The organism is Mucilaginibacter lappiensis, from assembly GCF_050433765.1.
In the GTDB taxonomy this organism is placed as follows: domain Bacteria; phylum Bacteroidota; class Bacteroidia; order Sphingobacteriales; family Sphingobacteriaceae; genus Mucilaginibacter; species Mucilaginibacter lappiensis_A.
The window spans coordinates 1-17628 of the sequence record NZ_JBNPWP010000016.1; the positions used below are offsets into that span (position 1 = coordinate 1).

At 42.8% G+C, this 17628-nt stretch carries 11 protein-coding genes; 1 reads left to right on the top strand and 10 read right to left on the bottom strand.

What is annotated here, in order from left to right; genetic code table 11:
- Window positions 1-146: 146 nt before the first annotated feature.
- The 6 genes from M2273_RS29695 to M2273_RS29720 all read right to left on the bottom strand — a co-directional run bounded on the left by M2273_RS29695 (window position 147) and on the right by M2273_RS29720 (window position 9196).
- Complete coding sequence (locus M2273_RS29695) at window positions 147-608, bottom strand: cupin domain-containing protein (RefSeq protein WP_429401846.1); 462 nt, start codon at window positions 606-608, stop codon at window positions 147-149.
- Between the two features lie 48 nt (window positions 609-656).
- Window positions 657-2003, bottom strand: a complete 1347-nt coding sequence (locus M2273_RS29700) for a Gfo/Idh/MocA family protein (protein ID WP_429401848.1) — start codon at window positions 2001-2003, stop codon at window positions 657-659.
- 79 nt (window positions 2004-2082) lie between these two features.
- Window positions 2083-2787, bottom strand: a complete 705-nt coding sequence (locus tag M2273_RS29705; RefSeq protein WP_429401849.1) for a 3-keto-disaccharide hydrolase — start codon at window positions 2785-2787, stop codon at window positions 2083-2085.
- Between the two features lie 26 nt (window positions 2788-2813).
- Window positions 2814-4382, bottom strand: a complete 1569-nt coding sequence (locus M2273_RS29710; RefSeq protein WP_429401851.1) for a RagB/SusD family nutrient uptake outer membrane protein — start codon at window positions 4380-4382, stop codon at window positions 2814-2816.
- A 16-nt stretch (window positions 4383-4398) separates the two neighbouring features.
- Window positions 4399-7812, bottom strand: coding sequence for a SusC/RagA family TonB-linked outer membrane protein (locus tag M2273_RS29715; protein WP_429401853.1), 3414 nt, complete (start codon window positions 7810-7812; stop codon window positions 4399-4401).
- A gap of 193 nt (window positions 7813-8005) precedes the next feature.
- On the bottom strand, window positions 8006-9196 hold the full coding sequence (locus tag M2273_RS29720; RefSeq protein ID WP_429401855.1) for a FecR family protein: 1191 nt from the start codon (window positions 9194-9196) through the stop codon (window positions 8006-8008).
- Window positions 9197-9325: 129 nt separating this feature from the next.
- Here M2273_RS29720 and M2273_RS29725 point away from each other — a divergent pair, with 129 nt between their 5' ends.
- The gene (locus M2273_RS29725; RefSeq protein WP_429401857.1) at window positions 9326-9931 is read left to right on the top strand and encodes an RNA polymerase sigma-70 factor; all 606 of its coding nucleotides are present in this window, start codon (window positions 9326-9328) and stop codon (window positions 9929-9931) included.
- 25 nt (window positions 9932-9956) lie between these two features.
- Here M2273_RS29725 and M2273_RS29730 read toward each other — a convergent pair whose 3' ends face one another.
- Genes M2273_RS29730 through M2273_RS29745 form a run of 4 tightly spaced genes read right to left on the bottom strand, consistent with a single transcriptional unit; the run spans window position 9957 to window position 17607 of the window.
- The gene (locus M2273_RS29730; protein WP_429401859.1) at window positions 9957-12107 is read right to left on the bottom strand and encodes a TIM-barrel domain-containing protein; all 2151 of its coding nucleotides are present in this window, start codon (window positions 12105-12107) and stop codon (window positions 9957-9959) included.
- 1 nt (window position 12108) lies between these two features.
- Window positions 12109-14688 (bottom strand): glycoside hydrolase family 95 protein, encoded by a 2580-nt coding sequence (locus tag M2273_RS29735; protein ID WP_429401861.1) that lies wholly within the window; start codon window positions 14686-14688, stop codon window positions 12109-12111.
- 1 nt (window position 14689) lies between these two features.
- Window positions 14690-15532: an SMP-30/gluconolactonase/LRE family protein gene (locus tag M2273_RS29740; RefSeq protein WP_429401863.1), complete on the bottom strand. Its 843-nt coding sequence runs from the start codon at window positions 15530-15532 to the stop codon at window positions 14690-14692.
- A gap of 20 nt (window positions 15533-15552) precedes the next feature.
- On the bottom strand, window positions 15553-17607 hold the full coding sequence (locus M2273_RS29745; RefSeq protein ID WP_429401865.1) for a hypothetical protein: 2055 nt from the start codon (window positions 17605-17607) through the stop codon (window positions 15553-15555).
- Window positions 17608-17628 lie beyond the last annotated feature (21 nt).

Sequence of the window (17628 nt, forward strand, 5' to 3'; positions counted from 1 at the left end):
TTCAATCATATGTCAGGTAAATTAAGTATAACGCATTCAATCTCCCCGACCCAAAATGAAGAGGGATGATCGTTTGATCATCCCTCTTTCTTCATAAATTAAACCAGTTTTTAAGTTTGCTCTCCATCATACATCTTTGGATATCATTAATTGACTTTAACTGTTTTCCCCGTTTTAGCCGTCTTCCATTGCAGAGCATAATAGGTAGTGCGGGTGCTGCCTGTATTTTTAATGGCATGCAAACTGTTTGCGGCTTCATAAACTACGGATCCTGGACCAATTTGCTGCCATTTGCCGGCAACCATAGCACTCACATTGCCCTCCTTAATAATAATCAGTTCCTCATTGGGGTGCTGGTGAGGAGCATGTGAAGAATCTCCAGGGTTCAGGGTGGTAATATGAAGTTCCAGCTGGTCAAGGGTTTCTGTAGGCGAATTGAATACTTCCCTCCTTTCGCCCTTTGGAGTTGGTATTACTTTAATATCCTTCCAGTTATAGGCGGCAGCCGGCAATGTGGGCTGGTCATTAATTTTATGGGCCAGAATACCTATAGGGATACACATCACCAATGCAGTGATGATTATGAGGCTTAAGTCTCTTCTTTTCATAATAATTTTTAAACTAATTTGTAATTTACTTACGGTTTATAATTGCAATTACACTTTAGGCTCCCAGCCTGGCTCATAGGTACGACTCCACAATTTTTGTGCCTCAGGATCATTTAAAATATGACCATTTTTAGGATCAAGATGAAGATCACGGCCCACACGCCAGGAAATATTACCCAGCTGCATAGCCATCACACTCCTGTAGCCTAACTCCACATCACAATTAGGGCGACGGTTATTACGGATAGCGTCCAGAAAGTTAGCCACGTGAAGGCTATCCATACCCAGGCTTGGGCTGGCGGTGTTCCTACCCTCAACTGCACTTTGCGGGGCGGTTGATTTTACCTGTTTTACTAGTTTGCCACTCAGGTCATATATAGTATAGTCCTCGCCGTCTGTATCTACGCTGCCATTTTCACCATAAAATATTACACCGCGGTCAGCACCTTCTATCTTCCTGCCGTTTGAGCTTCTGTTCTCCCACATCAGTGATACCCTGCCCGGATAATCCATCGCCACAATCTGGGTATCTGGTGTTTGCCAGTCGTCCTTAAATTGGTACCTGCCTCCTACCGAACTTACCCGGGTCGGAAATTCAACACCTAATCCCCAGCGGGCTACATCAACTTCATGTGTTCCATTGTTTAAAGCTTCACCGGTTCCCCAGTTCCAGAACCAGTGCCAGTTGTAATGAATCAGTCCATCCTGGTATGGTGTGCGCGGGGCTGGCCCCTGCCACAGATCATAATCCAGCCAGTCGGGCACAGTACCAGGTTTCAGGTAGTTAGCTTTACGGTTATTGGTGTACCATGCCTTAGCCAAATAAACCCGGCCTATAACACCACCATGTAATTCTTCTATACACTGTATCATTGCAGGCGATGAGCGGCGCTGTGCCCCCATTTGCACTATCCGGTCATACTTGCGGGCCGCGGCTACAGCCAACTCCCCCTCATGAGGGTTATGGCTTACCGGTTTTTCTACATATACGTGCTTGCCGGCCTGGCAACCCATAATGGTTAATGGTGCATGCCAATGATCAGGAGTAGCTATATAAATGGCATCAATATTCTTATCCTGTAATACTTTACGGCAATCTTTCTCGCCTTTTGGGGCGGTTGTCTGCCCCGCTGCTGTTATTTTTTGTTGAATTTTAGGTATAGTCCTTGAATCTACATCACATACGGTGCCTATTTCCAGGTTTTTTTGACGGGCAAAGGTACCAGCCATGCTGCTGCCACGCCCGTTAAGGCCTATAATGGCTACATGTATCCTGTCATTAGCCCCAATAATTCTTTTATAGCTTTTGGCAGTAAAGCTAAATGCTTTGCCACCAATGGCAAGGCCGGCTGTTGTTACAGCCATTTTTTTGATGAATTCGCGTCTTTTTTCCATTGTTTATAATTGAAACATAAAATTAAATGATGATGCGGTTATGGCCGGCACCATTAATGCAACTATGAATTTTGTTAAATTAAAGTACCCTGATCTTTATATTTCTAAAATGGATCACGTCTTCATGTTCCTGCAAAAGTATAGGCGATTTTTCCGCTTCAGCAAAACCCTTTTCATTTTTAAATTTACTCTCGGCTATATGGGCCTTAAACGCTTCACTCCCGCGCTCGTACTCTAAAACTTTCCTGCCGTTAAGCCAATGCTCAATATGCTTTCCTTTTGAGATGATACGGATGTTATTCCATTCTCCCAATGGTTTACTTTTCTTGGCTGTGGTATCAGGTGGCATAATATCATATAATGCCGCAAGACGACGGTTCCCATTTATACCCAGCTTTGCATCAGGATGATGGGCATCATCAATAATCTGGTATTCGCACCCTAAAGAGGTATTTTTAATTAAGCAGTACTTAACCCCGCTGTTGGTTCCTTTTTCCAGCTTAAAATCAAGAGAAAATTCAAAGTCCGAAAACTCTTTTGAGGTCACAATATCACCCCCGCGCCCGTCCTGCGGGTTTACGCTGATCACTCCGTTTTCTATTTTCCAACCTTTCCCTGTAAATGGTGTGCCATTTGCTTTTTGCCAACCATCAAATGTTTTCCCATCAAACAATAAGGTCCATCCATTTTTAATTTCTTTTTTAGTAAGCGATGGCAATTGCGCTTTTACTGAAATAATACAGCAAAAAAAGCCCGCAGTTAAAAGCAAAATGTGTTTTTTCATATTCATGACTTTATATTTTTAAGTTTTTAAAATTGTGTGTACCCTCTGTTTTGAATGATCTTACCCGGATTGGATTGCATTACAGGCGTTGGAATAGGATAGGCTAACATATTATCGCTCCAGGTAAATGGGGCAAATCCATCAACAGACTGCTCGGCAATTATCACATCTTTGGCCCGGCCTGTTCTAACGAGGTCAAACCAGCGATGGTTTTCAAAAGCCAGCTCAACCCGGCGCTCTTTTTCTATCGCCAGCAACAGCGCGTTATCATTGGCAAAATCGGCTAAGGTGTAGTCTTTCAGCAAACCGGCGGGTGGTGTAATTGAGGGATCGCCCTTTGTATTTCTTGCCCGCTGCCTTATTTTGTTTACGTATGATATCGCCTTGCCTTTATCTCCTCCGGTGCGTACCAATGCTTCGGCATCTAAAAGGTAAACATCGGCAAGCCTTAGTTCAATCCAGTTATTACCGTTATCACTGCCTGAGGTTGCCACATCATAATATTTACGCACATATCTTTCATTTTGCACAGCCCCGTTTTTTGAACTGATCCAACTGTCGCGCATTGATACATATTTCCGGGGATCTCCCGTTTCATAGGCACGTGACATATCACCTGTTGGCGAGTTTACGCCGCCTTTATCGCCTACCAGTACTACTTCCTTATCTGAAAAACGCGGGGCAAAGTCATTGTTCCACGGACTTCCCGTAGCTCCGTTCGGGCTGCCTTTCTGGAACTGAATTTCAAATAACGACTCGCCGCTGTTCTTTTTACCTACATCAAACAGATCTGCATAACTGGGCACTAAAGTCGCTCCTGAGGTATTAATAACCTCTTCGGCCTTTTGAATGGCAAGGTTATAGTATTCTGCACCTTTATTTAGCGGGTAACCAGCCATTGTCATATATACTTTACTTAGCAAGCCTTTAGCACCCCATTTGGTAACGCGGCCTATGTTGTTTCCGGAATAGGAAGCGGGCAAATTCTCCTCTGCATATTTAAGATCGCCCACAATTAAATCATAAGTGCTTTGCAAGGACGACCGGTTTAATTTATAAGCTTCGGCAGGTGTAATTTCCTTATCAACATTAATAACTCCTAATAACTCATTATTAAGCGCATAACCGCCGAAAACCCTGTTCAACCAAAAATACATTAAAGCCCGTACAAACCTTGCTTCCGCAGTATATTGATTCTTCAATTTTTCGTCTTTAAATGTAACATTACCGATACGACTGGTAACGATGTTACACCGTAGAATAACATTATAACCCAAATTCCAGCAATTGTTAGGATATCCATTTTCGGGTAAAAGCGGCGAGGCAAATACATCTATACCATTATCGTCGGCAGGGTTACCGGCCAGCCAGGAATAAGTAGTATTATCGGAGCGTATTTCGCCAAGCCTGATAAATGGATTCCTATATTCATCAAGCAAACCGGCATATGCCGAAAGTACAGCCTGGTTCATATCGCTTTCTGTCTTGTAAAAGGTCGAAGAGTTCAGATTAGACGGCGGATTTAAATCAATAAAATCTTTTTTACATGAAAACAGCAGCAATAAGCTAAATGTGGCTATTATTAATTTTTTCATCTTCTTAAATCATTAATTAGAAAGTGAGATTTAAACCTAAAATCAGACTGCGGGCTGCAGGATATCCCAGATAATCACCTCCGCGGGTAAGCCCGGTACCCTCGCTGCTTGTTTCCGGATCATAGCCTGGATATTTTGTCCAGGTAAATAAATTCTGGCCCGTTAAATACACGCGCAGTCCATTTATTTTCAGGGATTTTATCGCGCTTTTTGTAAAATCATATGCCAGCGTAACGTTACGAAGGCGCAAGTATGACGCATCAGTTACCCAGTTAGAGGATGGATCACGCTGCCAACCTGTTGGGTTGCGGGTTGCTCTGAAATGCATACCATCGCCCGGATCATCCACCGACCGCCAGCGATCTACCTGTTCAAGCAAAGCGTTTCTGTCGCCATGATAAATGCCAACCATACGTTTGAAAAAGCTGAACGCATGCGCCCCATAAGAAAAGGAAAACTGTGTGGACAGGCTAAAATTCTTATAAGAAAAGCTATTGCTGAAACCACCTGTAAATTTAGGCTGGTTATTGCCAATAAGCGCTTTATCTGTCTGATCAAGTTTACCATCTCCATTTACATCCAGGTAACGGCCATCGCCAACTTTATCTGCTGGCAAATGGGGGTATTTATCCAGTTCCGCCTGACTTGTAAATACACCCTGGTAAACATAGCCGTAAAAACTGGCTATAGGTTGTCCGGGTAAGGTTATAAAGGAGTTATTTGCATTGGGTGCACTGGCATATATTGGCTGTCCGCCGGGGCCCACTTCCAATACCTTATTTTTATTAAACGCGATATTGAAATTGCTTGACCATTTAAACTCGCCGGTTAAATTCCTGGTAGTTAATAAAAACTCAACACCTTTATTCAGTACTTTACCTATATTTTGAATTTGATTGGTATAACCGGTTATGGTAGGTACGGGCACATTCAGCAATAGGTCAATCGATTTACTACTATAATAATCGGCCTCCAGCCTGATACGATCGTTAAACAAACCCATGTCAAAACCAAAATTGCTTTGTAGCACTTTTTCCCATCCCAGATTATCATTAGGTACGGTAGATGGGTTTACTGTACTTTGCAAAACACCGCCTGTTGAATAAAAGCCTGTATTGAGCAAACCAATTGCCGAATAATTACCAATGCGGTTGTTCCCGGCGATACCGTAACTGGCCCTTAGTTTTAAATCATTAACCGTACCAGCGATACCCGACATGAAATCCTCCTGACTAACACGCCACGCGCCTGATACCGACGGAAATACACCCCATTTTTTATTTTCACCAAAGCGGGATGATCCGTCGCTACGAACAGTAGCGGTAAAAAGATAGCGGTTGTTATAGGTATAATTAGCGCGGCCGAAATACGAAATCATAGAATATTCTGTTTTATAATTGTTGAGCTGATACATATTACCGGCATTTAAAGTTTGGATATTATCATTTGGGAAGCCACGGGCCTCGCCATACATATAATCCTGGCTATGCTTTTGGCTGGAAAAACCGCCCAACAAAACCAGATCGTGTTTTTTAGCGAATGTTTTATTATAAGACAGCGTTTGCTCTATTACCCAATCATAATCGGTATAACGCTCGTTATAAGCTCGTGCTGGTCTTGGGGCTTTGGATGCATCTAAATCTACATTTGAGGGCTCATAATCTTGCAGATTATTATCCTGAATACTTCCGTTGATATTAATCCTATATTTAAGACCATCTATCAGATCCAGCTCTCCATAAAGCGTTCCTAACCAGCCATACTTTTTACGGTAGGTGTTCACTTGCTCCGCTATGCCTATAGGGTTGGCCACATCGCCTGCAAAAACCTCGGGGTTACGTACCATTGATCCGTACGTGCCATCGGGGTTACGCAAATCAAATATTGGGGGAAGCTGCAGTGCAAACTGAAGCGGTGAGTACTTACCGTTCACCTGTTCATTACCATTGGAACTGTAGGCATTTAAGTTTAAACCTACTTTTAACCGGTTGTTTACCTGCGATTCTACGTTGTTTCGGAAATTAAATCGCTTATAACCGGTATTTAATATAATACCATCCTGGTTCATAAAACTTCCTGAAAAGGCGTACTTGGTCTTTTCGGTACCACCGGTTATTGACACTTCGTACTGTTCCATTTTTGCAAGGCGAAATAGCAGGTCCTGCCAGTTATTATCGGGCATTTGCGCCACAGACTTAGGATCTAAAAAATTGTATTTAAAGCCATTAGTTCCGTCAGGTATAACATATAATGAACCAGAGCTCGGATACAGGTTCCGGCGGCTATTGGGGTCATTAATGGTATGCGGCCCGGTATTAGGATCGCCGCTTATTACAGGCTGATCCAACCATGCCTGATTGCGCCCATCCATAAACCATTGTACATACTGATCCCTGTTTAAAACCGGGATAGTTTTTGTTCTATCCTGATAGCCCCTAAAAGCGTTAAGGCTAATAGAAGCCTGACCAACCTTACCCTTTTTTGTAGTGATGATTACAACACCATTGGCCCCCCTTGACCCATATATGGCAGTTGATGATGCGTCTTTCAACACCTGTAGGCTTTCAATATCCCCGGGATTGATGAGCTGGAAAGCCCCGTCTTCCATAGGGTAACCATCAACCACATACAAGGGTGAATTGGATTGCGTAATGGATCCGGTGCCCCTTACCCTTATAGCAAGCCCTTCGCCGCCCGGCGCTCCATTAACTTGCTGAACCTGTACGCCTGCCAGCTGGCCAGCCATCGCCTCGCCAAAGTTAACAACCGCGCGTTCCTTTAAATTTTCTGAGGAAATGGTAGCAATAGCTCCGGTTAAGTCGGCCTTTTTACGGCTTCCATACCCAATCACTACTACTTCACTTAAATCGTTTGTTTTCTCGGTTAATTTGATGTTGATAGTTGTTCTGTCCCCAACCTTTACTTCCTGGGAGTTAAAACCCAGAAATGAAAATATTAGTGATGCGCCAGGGCCAGCTACTTTTATAGAATAATCACCGGATATGCTGGTAATAACCGCATTATTAGCGCCTTTTTCGGTCACCGTAACACCTGGCAGTGTTTGTCCTTTGTTATCGGTAACCTTTCCGGAGATGGTTATACTTGTATTTTCAATGCTTTGCGTTTTGGTGCGGATTTTTTCTTTAATAACTACAGTATTGTCATTATTAAAAAGTATATCAACGGGCTGATTTACAAAGCACAAGCCAAGAAAATCTTTCAGGGATGTTTTGGTAACGCTTATGGTAATAGGTTTTACCTTTTTTATCAAATCAGCATCACAAATAAAATTGTACCCCGTTTGTTTGGTTAGTTGATTAAATACTTCCTGAATAGGAGCATTTTTAACACTGAGATTAACCTCCTGAGCATAGCTCGCAGCATTTACCTGTAAAAAGAAAGCTGCCAGAAATAGAATAGTAAGGTTCATAGTAAGCAGGAATTTTAGCGTACAGCGAGTCATGTTCCCGCACTTAAGTGCAGTAAATATTTTATACATTTGATTTAGGATTAATAATATTGGTTGACGTTTCTCAATTGGTTTGTTATCCGTATTAGTTCCCATCTGCTAATCATGCCGGGGGTGGTCGAAACACTCCCGGTTTTTGGATTAACTGTATGTGTTATTGTGCTATAATGGTAACCCTCCTTCCTTCTATTTTAAAGTGAACTTTTTCTGTTAATTCAATATTTTTAAGCAGGTTTGCCAGGCTTTTGGATCGTGAATAATTTCCAAAGAAATTCACTTTTTCCATATTGCCCTCAAAAACAACATCCACATCATACCACCTGGCAAGCCGTTTCATGATGCTTTTTATATTTTCATTGTTAAATACAAACATGTTGTTTTTCCATGCCATCACTTCGTACATATCTGCAGGTTTAATAAGTAATGACTTATCCGGATCATTAACAGCCATTTGGCCGGGTTTTAAAATCGCGTGCTTATTTCTGTAAAGTAATTTTACCGACCCTTCCAGTAATGTTGTTTTAATATCACGGTCATCGGGATATGCCTGAACATTAAAATGGGTTCCCAATACTTCTATTTGTTGTTTGTTATCCACGTTAACACAAAATGGTTTTGTGGGATCTTTCGACACTTCAAAATAAGCCTCACCTATTAACTGAACCTGTCTTTTATTGCCGGTAAATTCGGGGGGATAGGTTATACTTGAGGCCGCATCGAGCCAAACCGATGATCCGTCAGGTAATACAATATGGTACTGCCCTCCTTTTGGGGTGGTTATAGTATTAGAAGCTATTTCGCCTCTTATTGGCACTTTTGAAGTTTGGCCGGTAGCATTATAAATAACCCGGCCATCTGTCGCTTTTGTGATAGCTACATTACCCTGAACCGCAAGCCGACCCTCCTTAGCATCATCCAGCACAATTCTTTTCCCATTACCCAGGGTAAGAATAGCTTTATTATTCCCGATTAGCGTATCACCTTTTAACAAATGATTTTTGGCAAGCGGTTGTACTACTGCCTTTTTATGGACAGTAAAATAACTACCGGCCATTATAAAAAGTAAAACGGTTGCGGCGATGGCTATCCAGCGAAGTTTTAATTTAGGTTTCAGATGTACTATTTTATCTTCATCCTCGGGTGCTTGTGAAGAATCTATTTTTTGATGAATGTCAACCAGCGATCTCATCATAGCTTGATTGATCAGCTTCTCGTCGTTATCAAAAAATTCGCGGTCGCCACCACGGTAAAGTTCAAACCATGCCTCTACCTCCAGCTTTTCAGCGGGCGTGCATTTATCCTCCAGGTATTTTTTTATTAGGTTGATGTGGTAATCGTCTACCATAACTCAGGCTATATAATAACATATTGCATGAAATAACTATTACCGCCATATCTATTTACTTTTTTTAATGATTTCCATGAAAAATATTTATTTTGCGTAACATCTATCTAACCAGATAAGCCAATATTCTTGACCAAATTAACTACATACAGTGACCATGAACTGCTTATTGCTTTGCATTGCGGAGATAAAAAAGCATTTGAGGCTTTGTATTTTCGTTATTTTACGCCGCTTTCCACTTATGCTTACAAGAGATTGCAAGACGAATACGTTGTGACTGAATTGGTACAGGACGTGTTTGTAGATATCTGGAAAAAACGTGAAACATTGGATACCGATGGTGAAGTGGCAAGTTTGCTGTATGCAATGCTTCGTAATAAAGCTTTGCATGAATTACGTGCCCGGTTCATACAGTCAAAGCATATTGAGGAATTTACCCTGCTTCATAAGGATGACGTGGCTGACAAGCTAACCGACGGATTGTATGTGCGCCAAATGGAGGAAAAAATGCAGCAGGCCGTCAACCGGCTCTCTCCGCAATGCAAGAATGCCTTTACTTTAAGCCGTTATGAGCATCTGTCTTACAAGGAAATTGCGGAAAAAATGAGTATATCAGTCAATACCGTAGAAAAACATATAGGCAAAGCTTTGCAGCTTTTAAGGCAGGAATTCCAGGGATATAACCTGCCAGTAGTCATTCTGGCAGGCTTGATAGAACTGGCTTTACGACGATAATCAGTGTTACAGCTTAAATTCAGATTTAATTGGTCATGGTTTTGAAGGTTACCTTACCAACATTATCCGGTTTTCCCTTTAATGCAGGTGCAATAGTGCCCTTTAATTTTCCGTTTACTTTCTGCACTTTGATCTGCCGAAAAGCATAATTACCTTTTTCATAATTATACGTTTCACCATCATCATCATACAGGGAATAAGTTCCTGGCTTATCACCATAATATCTAACCTCCAGGTCAACCTTCTGCCCTGCTTTAGGCGCGTGCAGCATTACCGGCATGAAGGGTATAATACCGCCGTTTTTTACATAAACAGGTATTTTATCCAAACCTGGTGTAACGTTGATCACTTCTCCATCACCGGCATACTTCCCGGTATAAAAGTCATACCATTTACCCTTTGGTAAGATCACTTTTCGGCTGGTTTGCCCGGCAAATACGGGGGCTACCAATAAATACTCACCAGCCATGTACTGGTCTTTAACCTCTTTGGTTATGGCCTCTTCATAAGGGTTTTCTTCCAGATTTACTTTTTTGTTCTCTTTTTGGACTTCTGCACCAACAAAGCCATCTTCCAGGTACATGGCCCTGAAAGGCGGGATACCCTCAAAGTGATATTTGGCAAACTCGCTATACCAGTAAGGCATCATTTGCATACGCAGATTGGCCATTGTTTTTACCTGTTCGGCAACTTCAGCAAACGACCATGGTTTGGTACCGCTGGCCCAGGCATTGATCATAGCCATAGGCGAAAAAACGTTCGACTGAAACCTGCGCAGCCACTCCTCGGCTGTTTTGGAGGAGCGCACTTCCGGCGTCCATAACACACCGGCAAAACCACTGTTTACTAATGCGGTTATAAAATCCCGATGGTCATAATAGTCGTTATAGATGACATACGGAAATGACGAACCGCCACCATTTGATGCACGAACCAGGCCAAAGGTGCGCTGGTTGCGCTGATGGTAAATTTCGCTGGTATAACGCTGCATCATTAAGCCATAGGTTTGGCGCATCTGTTCGGCATCATGACCTGAAGGAAAAGTTGCCACATCCGGCCACAAATAATTATCTCCGCCATCAACCTCATCCATTTTATAACCGCTGACTCCTATATCAATTTTGCCTTTTTCCAGTTCGCCGAAAAATATTTTCCGGGCCTCAGGCATACTGATATCAGGTACTATACCATTCCATACGGTATGCGAACCACTGTAAGGTAAAATACTTTTATAAAGTGGCGCCTCGGGCGATACATAAGGATTAGTCCACAAATTAAGCCTGATATTCTTTTTCAGCATGTCCTTTACCAAACCTTTAGGATCAGGGAACCGGCTTGCATCCCACTCAAAAGTACAAGGATATGATTTACTTTGCCAGCCTGGCTCAAGCCCGATAAAATCAAGCGGATAACCTTTTTCTTCAAATGCCTTTGCTTCATTTTCAACGCCCTGTGCATCGGTCAACCGTTGCATACGCTGGGTGAAGCCCAGGCCCCAGCGCGGGGGCAAACAGCCCCCCCCATTTAATAAGTTATAACGCCTAACCGCATCTAAGGTGGTAGGGCCTGCAAATACATAGATCTCCACACCGGCAGCAGGCACCAGCATTTCCACACCATCAGAGTATGGATGCGAGCTCCATGTTTTATCAAGGTTCCTGTCTTTTACATCCGGGGCAATCTTACTGTCGCGCCTTACCGCTGTACCGGCGTATACATTGATATACCTGGCCGAATTGATAAACACACCATAACCATTTGATGATACGTAAAAAGGCGTAGGTGCATGGGTACGCCCATTGTCTTTACCTGCATAATTATCTACATGTAGTGTAAGCACTTTGCCGCGCTGAAACACGGTTTGGAAATTTAAGCCGAAACCAAATAGCTGCTCTTTTTTTTCTAACGGAAATCGCAGGTAGGTTTTACCACCCTGTACGCTACCGGTAATTTCTTGTTGTGGCAATGGAAACCCAGTCTTTGGCATTTGTTGTAAACCTGCATGATAAGGTTGTACACCGGCAGTCTTCAACAGATCAAATTCCTCGGGCTTACCAATAACGCCTTTCCATATTCCGGGTTCTACTTCTGTCCAGGTGATGGCTTGCGCGTATAGTCTTGTGGAGAAACTCCAAAGCAAGCAAATCAGCAAAAAGCATTTTAAATTTTTCATCATGTTACTTAGGTATAATGGTATAGGTTTTGCCCTTTTGGGTAACAAAGTCAATTACATAACCTTTATTAAAGGATATATCCGTCAGTTTAGCATCATCTGCCTTTTGGTAAACTGGCGTTACGGGCGGTGTATTTAAAATATTTTTATTGGTGCCGATAGCTGCTTTACCGCTTACCTCAACCACTTTAACGGGTATTGGTGTCCGTAACCGGCAATTACCGCCTAAGTTCGATTTGATTAGCGCTTTGCTCAATTTTCCTTTTTTCCAGTCAATAGCTATCTCAAAATTTCCGCGGGCCTTAATGCCTTTGATACTGCCATCGGCCCAGGCATCAGGCAGGGCGGGTAACAATTCTATTTCACCGTTCTGGCTTTGCAACAGCATTTCGGTCATACCGGCAGTTCCTCCAAAATTTCCATCAATCTGGAATGGCGGATGGGCATCAAACAAATTGGGATAGGTACCGCCACCGCTCATTTGTTCCTTTTTTTGTAAGGGGTCCATATAATTAAATGCAGCGCCTAATATTTTGTAGGCATGGTTACCATCATGCATTCGCGACCACCAATTTACCTTCCAGGCCATCGACCAGCCTGTACTTACATCGCCCCGATAGATCATGGATTGTTTTGCAGCCGCTGCCAACTCTGGCGTATTAAAAACGGAGATCTGCCTGCCCGGAAACAGGCTGAACAAATGTGATATATGCCGGTGCGTATCTGCAGGATCATCCCAATCATTAAACCACTCCTGCAACTGGCCATGCTTACCTATATGAAAGGGATAAAGTTTATCGTAAGCCGCTTTTACCTGGGCAGCAAATACTTTATCTGTACCCAATACCCCTGCACTGCTGATACAATCCTGGAACAACTCCCGGATGATAGACATATCCATAGTAGAGGCCATGCTTACCTGGTATTCCTTACCACTTATTTTAATGGTATTTTCGGGTGAGGTGGAAGGATTTGTTACCAGATAACCCGTTTTAGGATCAGTTACCAGCCAGTGCAGCATAAACTGAGCCGCCCCTTTCATAGTGGGGTAAGCGGTTTTGCTTAAAAATCCTTTATCACCTGTAAAAAGGTAATGATCATACAAATGCAGGCTCATCCAGGCACCTCCCATTGGCCATGCCGACCATCTTACCGAGCTTTTAGGGTCGTGATCAAAACCACCAACTGTTGATGTTTTGGCCCATATATCGCTGTTATGATGTTCTACCCAACCTTCGTTGATATTATAATTTACTTTGGCGGTAACGGCACCGTTTACGGCAAGCTCCTTCAGAAAATCAAACAAAGGCTGGTGGCATTCTGAAAGGTTAGTGTTCTCGGCCAACCAGTAATTCATTTCGGTATTGATATTCGTGGTGAAATTACTCCCCCAGGGTGGTATCACCTGGTCATTCCAGATCCCCTGCAAATTGGCGGGCGCACTCCCCGGCCTTGAACTCGCTATCAGCAAATAACGCCCAAATTGGTAATATAAGGTTTGCAATTGTTTATCAGGATTGGTTACACTGAAGTTTTTAAGCCGCTCATCAGTTGGTTGTTTTACCATACCGGCATCAGCACCCAAATTAAAGTCAACCCGTTTAAACAACCGCTGATAATCGGCAATATGCCTTTGTTTGAGTTGCTCATACGTTTTTTGCAAAGCCGCAAGCAAACTGGCATTTGCCTCAACAGCCGGATCTTTACCCTGCAAACCCGGCGATTTATCAAACCCGTTAAAACTGGTAGCCTCGGTTAAGTAAAGTACAACTTCATTTGCACCGCTAACCTGCAGTTCATTGTTAGCAGTAGTTACTCGCCCGCCAACATTCTTTATTTTAAGGTTGATCTGAAAATTCATACCCTCGCCTTTTGGCTCATCATAAATTACTTGGCGTGGTTCATATTCCCGGTTGGCCACGTAGCTTGGAGCTTTACCCTTTAGGATCAGCTTACTGTTGCCTTCACCAGCTAAGCTAAAATGAAGCTTGCTTTGCAAATTAGCTGTGAAATTAATGGCACCTTTTTTATCGGCGGTAATGCGTACCAACATAATTTTATCCGGGTAGCTTATAAATGTTTCGCGAACATAATGTACTCCTCCCGCCTCAAACCTCACTGTTGAGACCGCGTTGTCTAAGTTCAGGTCGCGGTAGTAATGTATGCTGTCTTTCAGATTAAAGTTAAGCAGCAGATCGCCCAATGGCAGGTATCGGGCTGTGTAAGGGCCCTGTAAATACTTTTTCCATATTTCGGCGGCTTTATTAAAATCGTTATCAAACACAGCCTTTCTCACTTCGGGCAAATGCGCTAATGCCTGCGGGTTATTCCCTGCTTCAGGGTAGCCCGACCACAGGTTATGGTCATTAAGCTGGTAATGTTCATGGTCAACCCCGCCAAACACCATGGCCCCGGTGGTGGCATTACCCAGAGGCAGCGCCTCTTCCCAAACAGCAGCAGGTTTAGTGTACCACAGTTTTAAATTTGCATCATTACTGCGTGTTTGCGCGGTTACAAATTCAGTGCTTACCAAACCTGCAAAAACTAAGTATTTTTTAAGAAAACGTATTTTATAAAACCTCATATTATTTAACTGTTGTTAACTTAAAGGCCATTACCTTTTTACCCCAAAAGGTGGGTACATACAAAATGTGTTTCACGGTATCATAAGCCAAATCGGCAGTATTTACTTTTTTCTCCTGTATATCAAGCAGGGTTTCTATTTTACCATCGGCAGTTACATAAAATATATGCCCCGACCAGCAGGTGATCAGGAAATCGCCGTTGCCAACAGGTTCAATACCATCGCCGCCACAACTTAGCATGGCTATTTGCGTTAGTTTACCCTCGCTATCCGCCTTCATAAATTTTTGCCCACCCAATATGTAAAGATCAGTACCAACGGCTTTGAGCCCGTTTACACCACCTATATTTGTTAAAAATGTGGTTACATGACCATTCTCAATACGGTGTATCTTTTTAGTTTTACTGTCTGATACGTAAACAATCCCTTTATTATCAACAGTAATATCATTTAAAGCTTTGGCGCTGTCAATAGCGATCTTGTTTTTGACTTTACCTGTATTGATATCAATAACTGCCACTTCCGACAGATCAGCGGCATACAACTCATTCCCAAAGCGTCCCAATCCTTTAGGTGCATTTAAACCGATTGTAAAGTCCAGATTAATAATTTTTCCATCAACCGCAATTTTGGCAACGCCACCTTTACCGTCAACAGCGTTAGGATTTCCGTCGATTTCGGATACATATAATATGCCTTTCTTAGCATCAGGTAAAACTGATTCGGGCACTCTTACAACGGTATCGGTTTCCCAAAGCTTTTCCAGTTGATGTGTTTGCGCGTTGCTGTAATGGGCAACAACTATCATTAAACCAGGCAGAATATATCTAAAAAGTTTGTTCATTGATTTGAGTCATTTGATGTTTATAACAACACTGCCTGTGTAGCACCATCATTTATTTTGTATTTAATTGTTTTGCTGCCCTCGGTTATGGTAATATTTAATTTCTCCTTGCTTTGACGTGATATTTTAAGATCGAATATGTGACCGAACGAGTGGATATTATTTAAGGCCATTTCATTCCAACCTTTTGGTAACCGTGGCGTGCAATTAAAACCGTTAAAACCGGTTGGCCGTATACCAAACAGTCCTTCAGTAAATATTCTGCAGTAAAGTCCGCTCTCGGCAGACAGATGCCTTTGGTTACCCTCAGGATAAGCTTCTACAGGATATGGCACATGCTCTCCCAACAGTCTTCTACGAGAATAATAACGTAGATAATCCATTGCTTTTTCGGTTTTGCCAGCCTGCAATACACCCCGAAGCGCATACAGGGTTGATCGGTCCCAAAAGGTTTCCTTACCGGCCTGTGTAGCTAATCCATCAGCCGTCCATAAACGGGGCGAAAACAGTGCGTTGATCGTCCCCTCGCTCCTGTCAAAAATCCCCATGGTCAATGGCAGACAGATCCAGGCGCGCAGTACATCATTGGTTTCGTAATATTTATAAGTATCAAAACCTTCTATATTTGCGCCAAAGTATTTTTCGATATTGCTTTTTAGCATAGCCGCCTGCTTTAAATACTCATCTGTTTGTGCTTTTGGCTGATGCAATTGTTTACCAAGATAGGCGGCGGATATCAAGGCATCATAATAAAGGCTGTTGGTTGACAGGTTGGCTTTACCGGATGGAAAGCGCCCCTCCAACTCATCATGGTCTGAATTAACTACGCCCTGGTCATTTAATTTCCGGTGACTGAACTCCAGACACCAGGTGATGAGCGGCCACAATTTCTTTGCAGAATCAGGTTGACCATAAGTTAATGCATACCTGGAAGCCCCATAAGCGATCATAGCCTGGTCGCCCCGGTCACCGGCACCTTTCCATACCGCATCGCCTTCGGCAACTATGGAACTGGGTATGGGCTTATATTCCGGGTTCATATATTTAGCAAATAAGCGGTAGCAGTTCATGGCCGAAAGATTACCAATACTATCCCCCAAAAACGCGAAGAACGGGCTGATATATTCAGCCTGATCATTTGCCCATATAGCGGCATAATAAGCCAGACCACCGGGGCTATGCAAGTACCCTACTTTGGTTTTGTAAATACTCTCTGTTCCGCGGATCTTGGCAAATGAAAACTCAGTATTCAATAAGGTATCCGGGGTTTTTAATTGCAGTGGTGGTAAAATAGTATTTATACGGTTTTCACGGGCTTTTTCCTCTGCATCTGCATCAACAGTAATGGGCTGAGCGGGGAAATCTGTTGCCAGATAATAAACGGCAAAAGTGGTATGCTCACCGGGTTGTACTATCCGGCTGCCACTGTTCGCAGATCCCATGATGATAGAATGCGGCCTTACTTTACTTTTAAGGCTATCCGTTCTGACCTCATGCCGCAGGTATTCCATAGAAATATTAACTGGCTTATCCATGATATTGGTGAACACAAACTTTTCAATAACCATAGGTTTATTTACTGATGGAAAAATACTCCGGTCAATTTTTACCAGCGCGGGATTACCCGTTGTAGCCTCGATCTGCATAATGCCTTTGTGACTTATACTTTTGATATTATACGAAAGATCACCCGACTTTTTCCCGCTGGCCAGGTCGGTTTTTAACTGCCGGTTATTAATGTAAAACCGGGGCAGTCCACTATCCTGAAAAGTATAATCAATATGGGTACGGGTACCATCGGGCAGCATCCTGAATGTGGGGAACACCACGGTTCTGGAAATAGATGATCTGCCAGCGCTGTCTAATCCATACTGAACCCAGACAGATACCTTTTCGCCCGACATTTCAATATGATCTGTATGTGGCAGCCTACCATTAATGGTCCATTTAATACTTCCGTCAGGCTGAATTGCCCAGCGATCTGTTTGCTGTGGTAAAGCAACTTGCTGAGCGTAAACCGTGTACGGCAACATAAAAATCAAGCCTAAAAGTATTTTGTAAATATTTGCCTTCATTCCTTTTTAGATAATTATCAA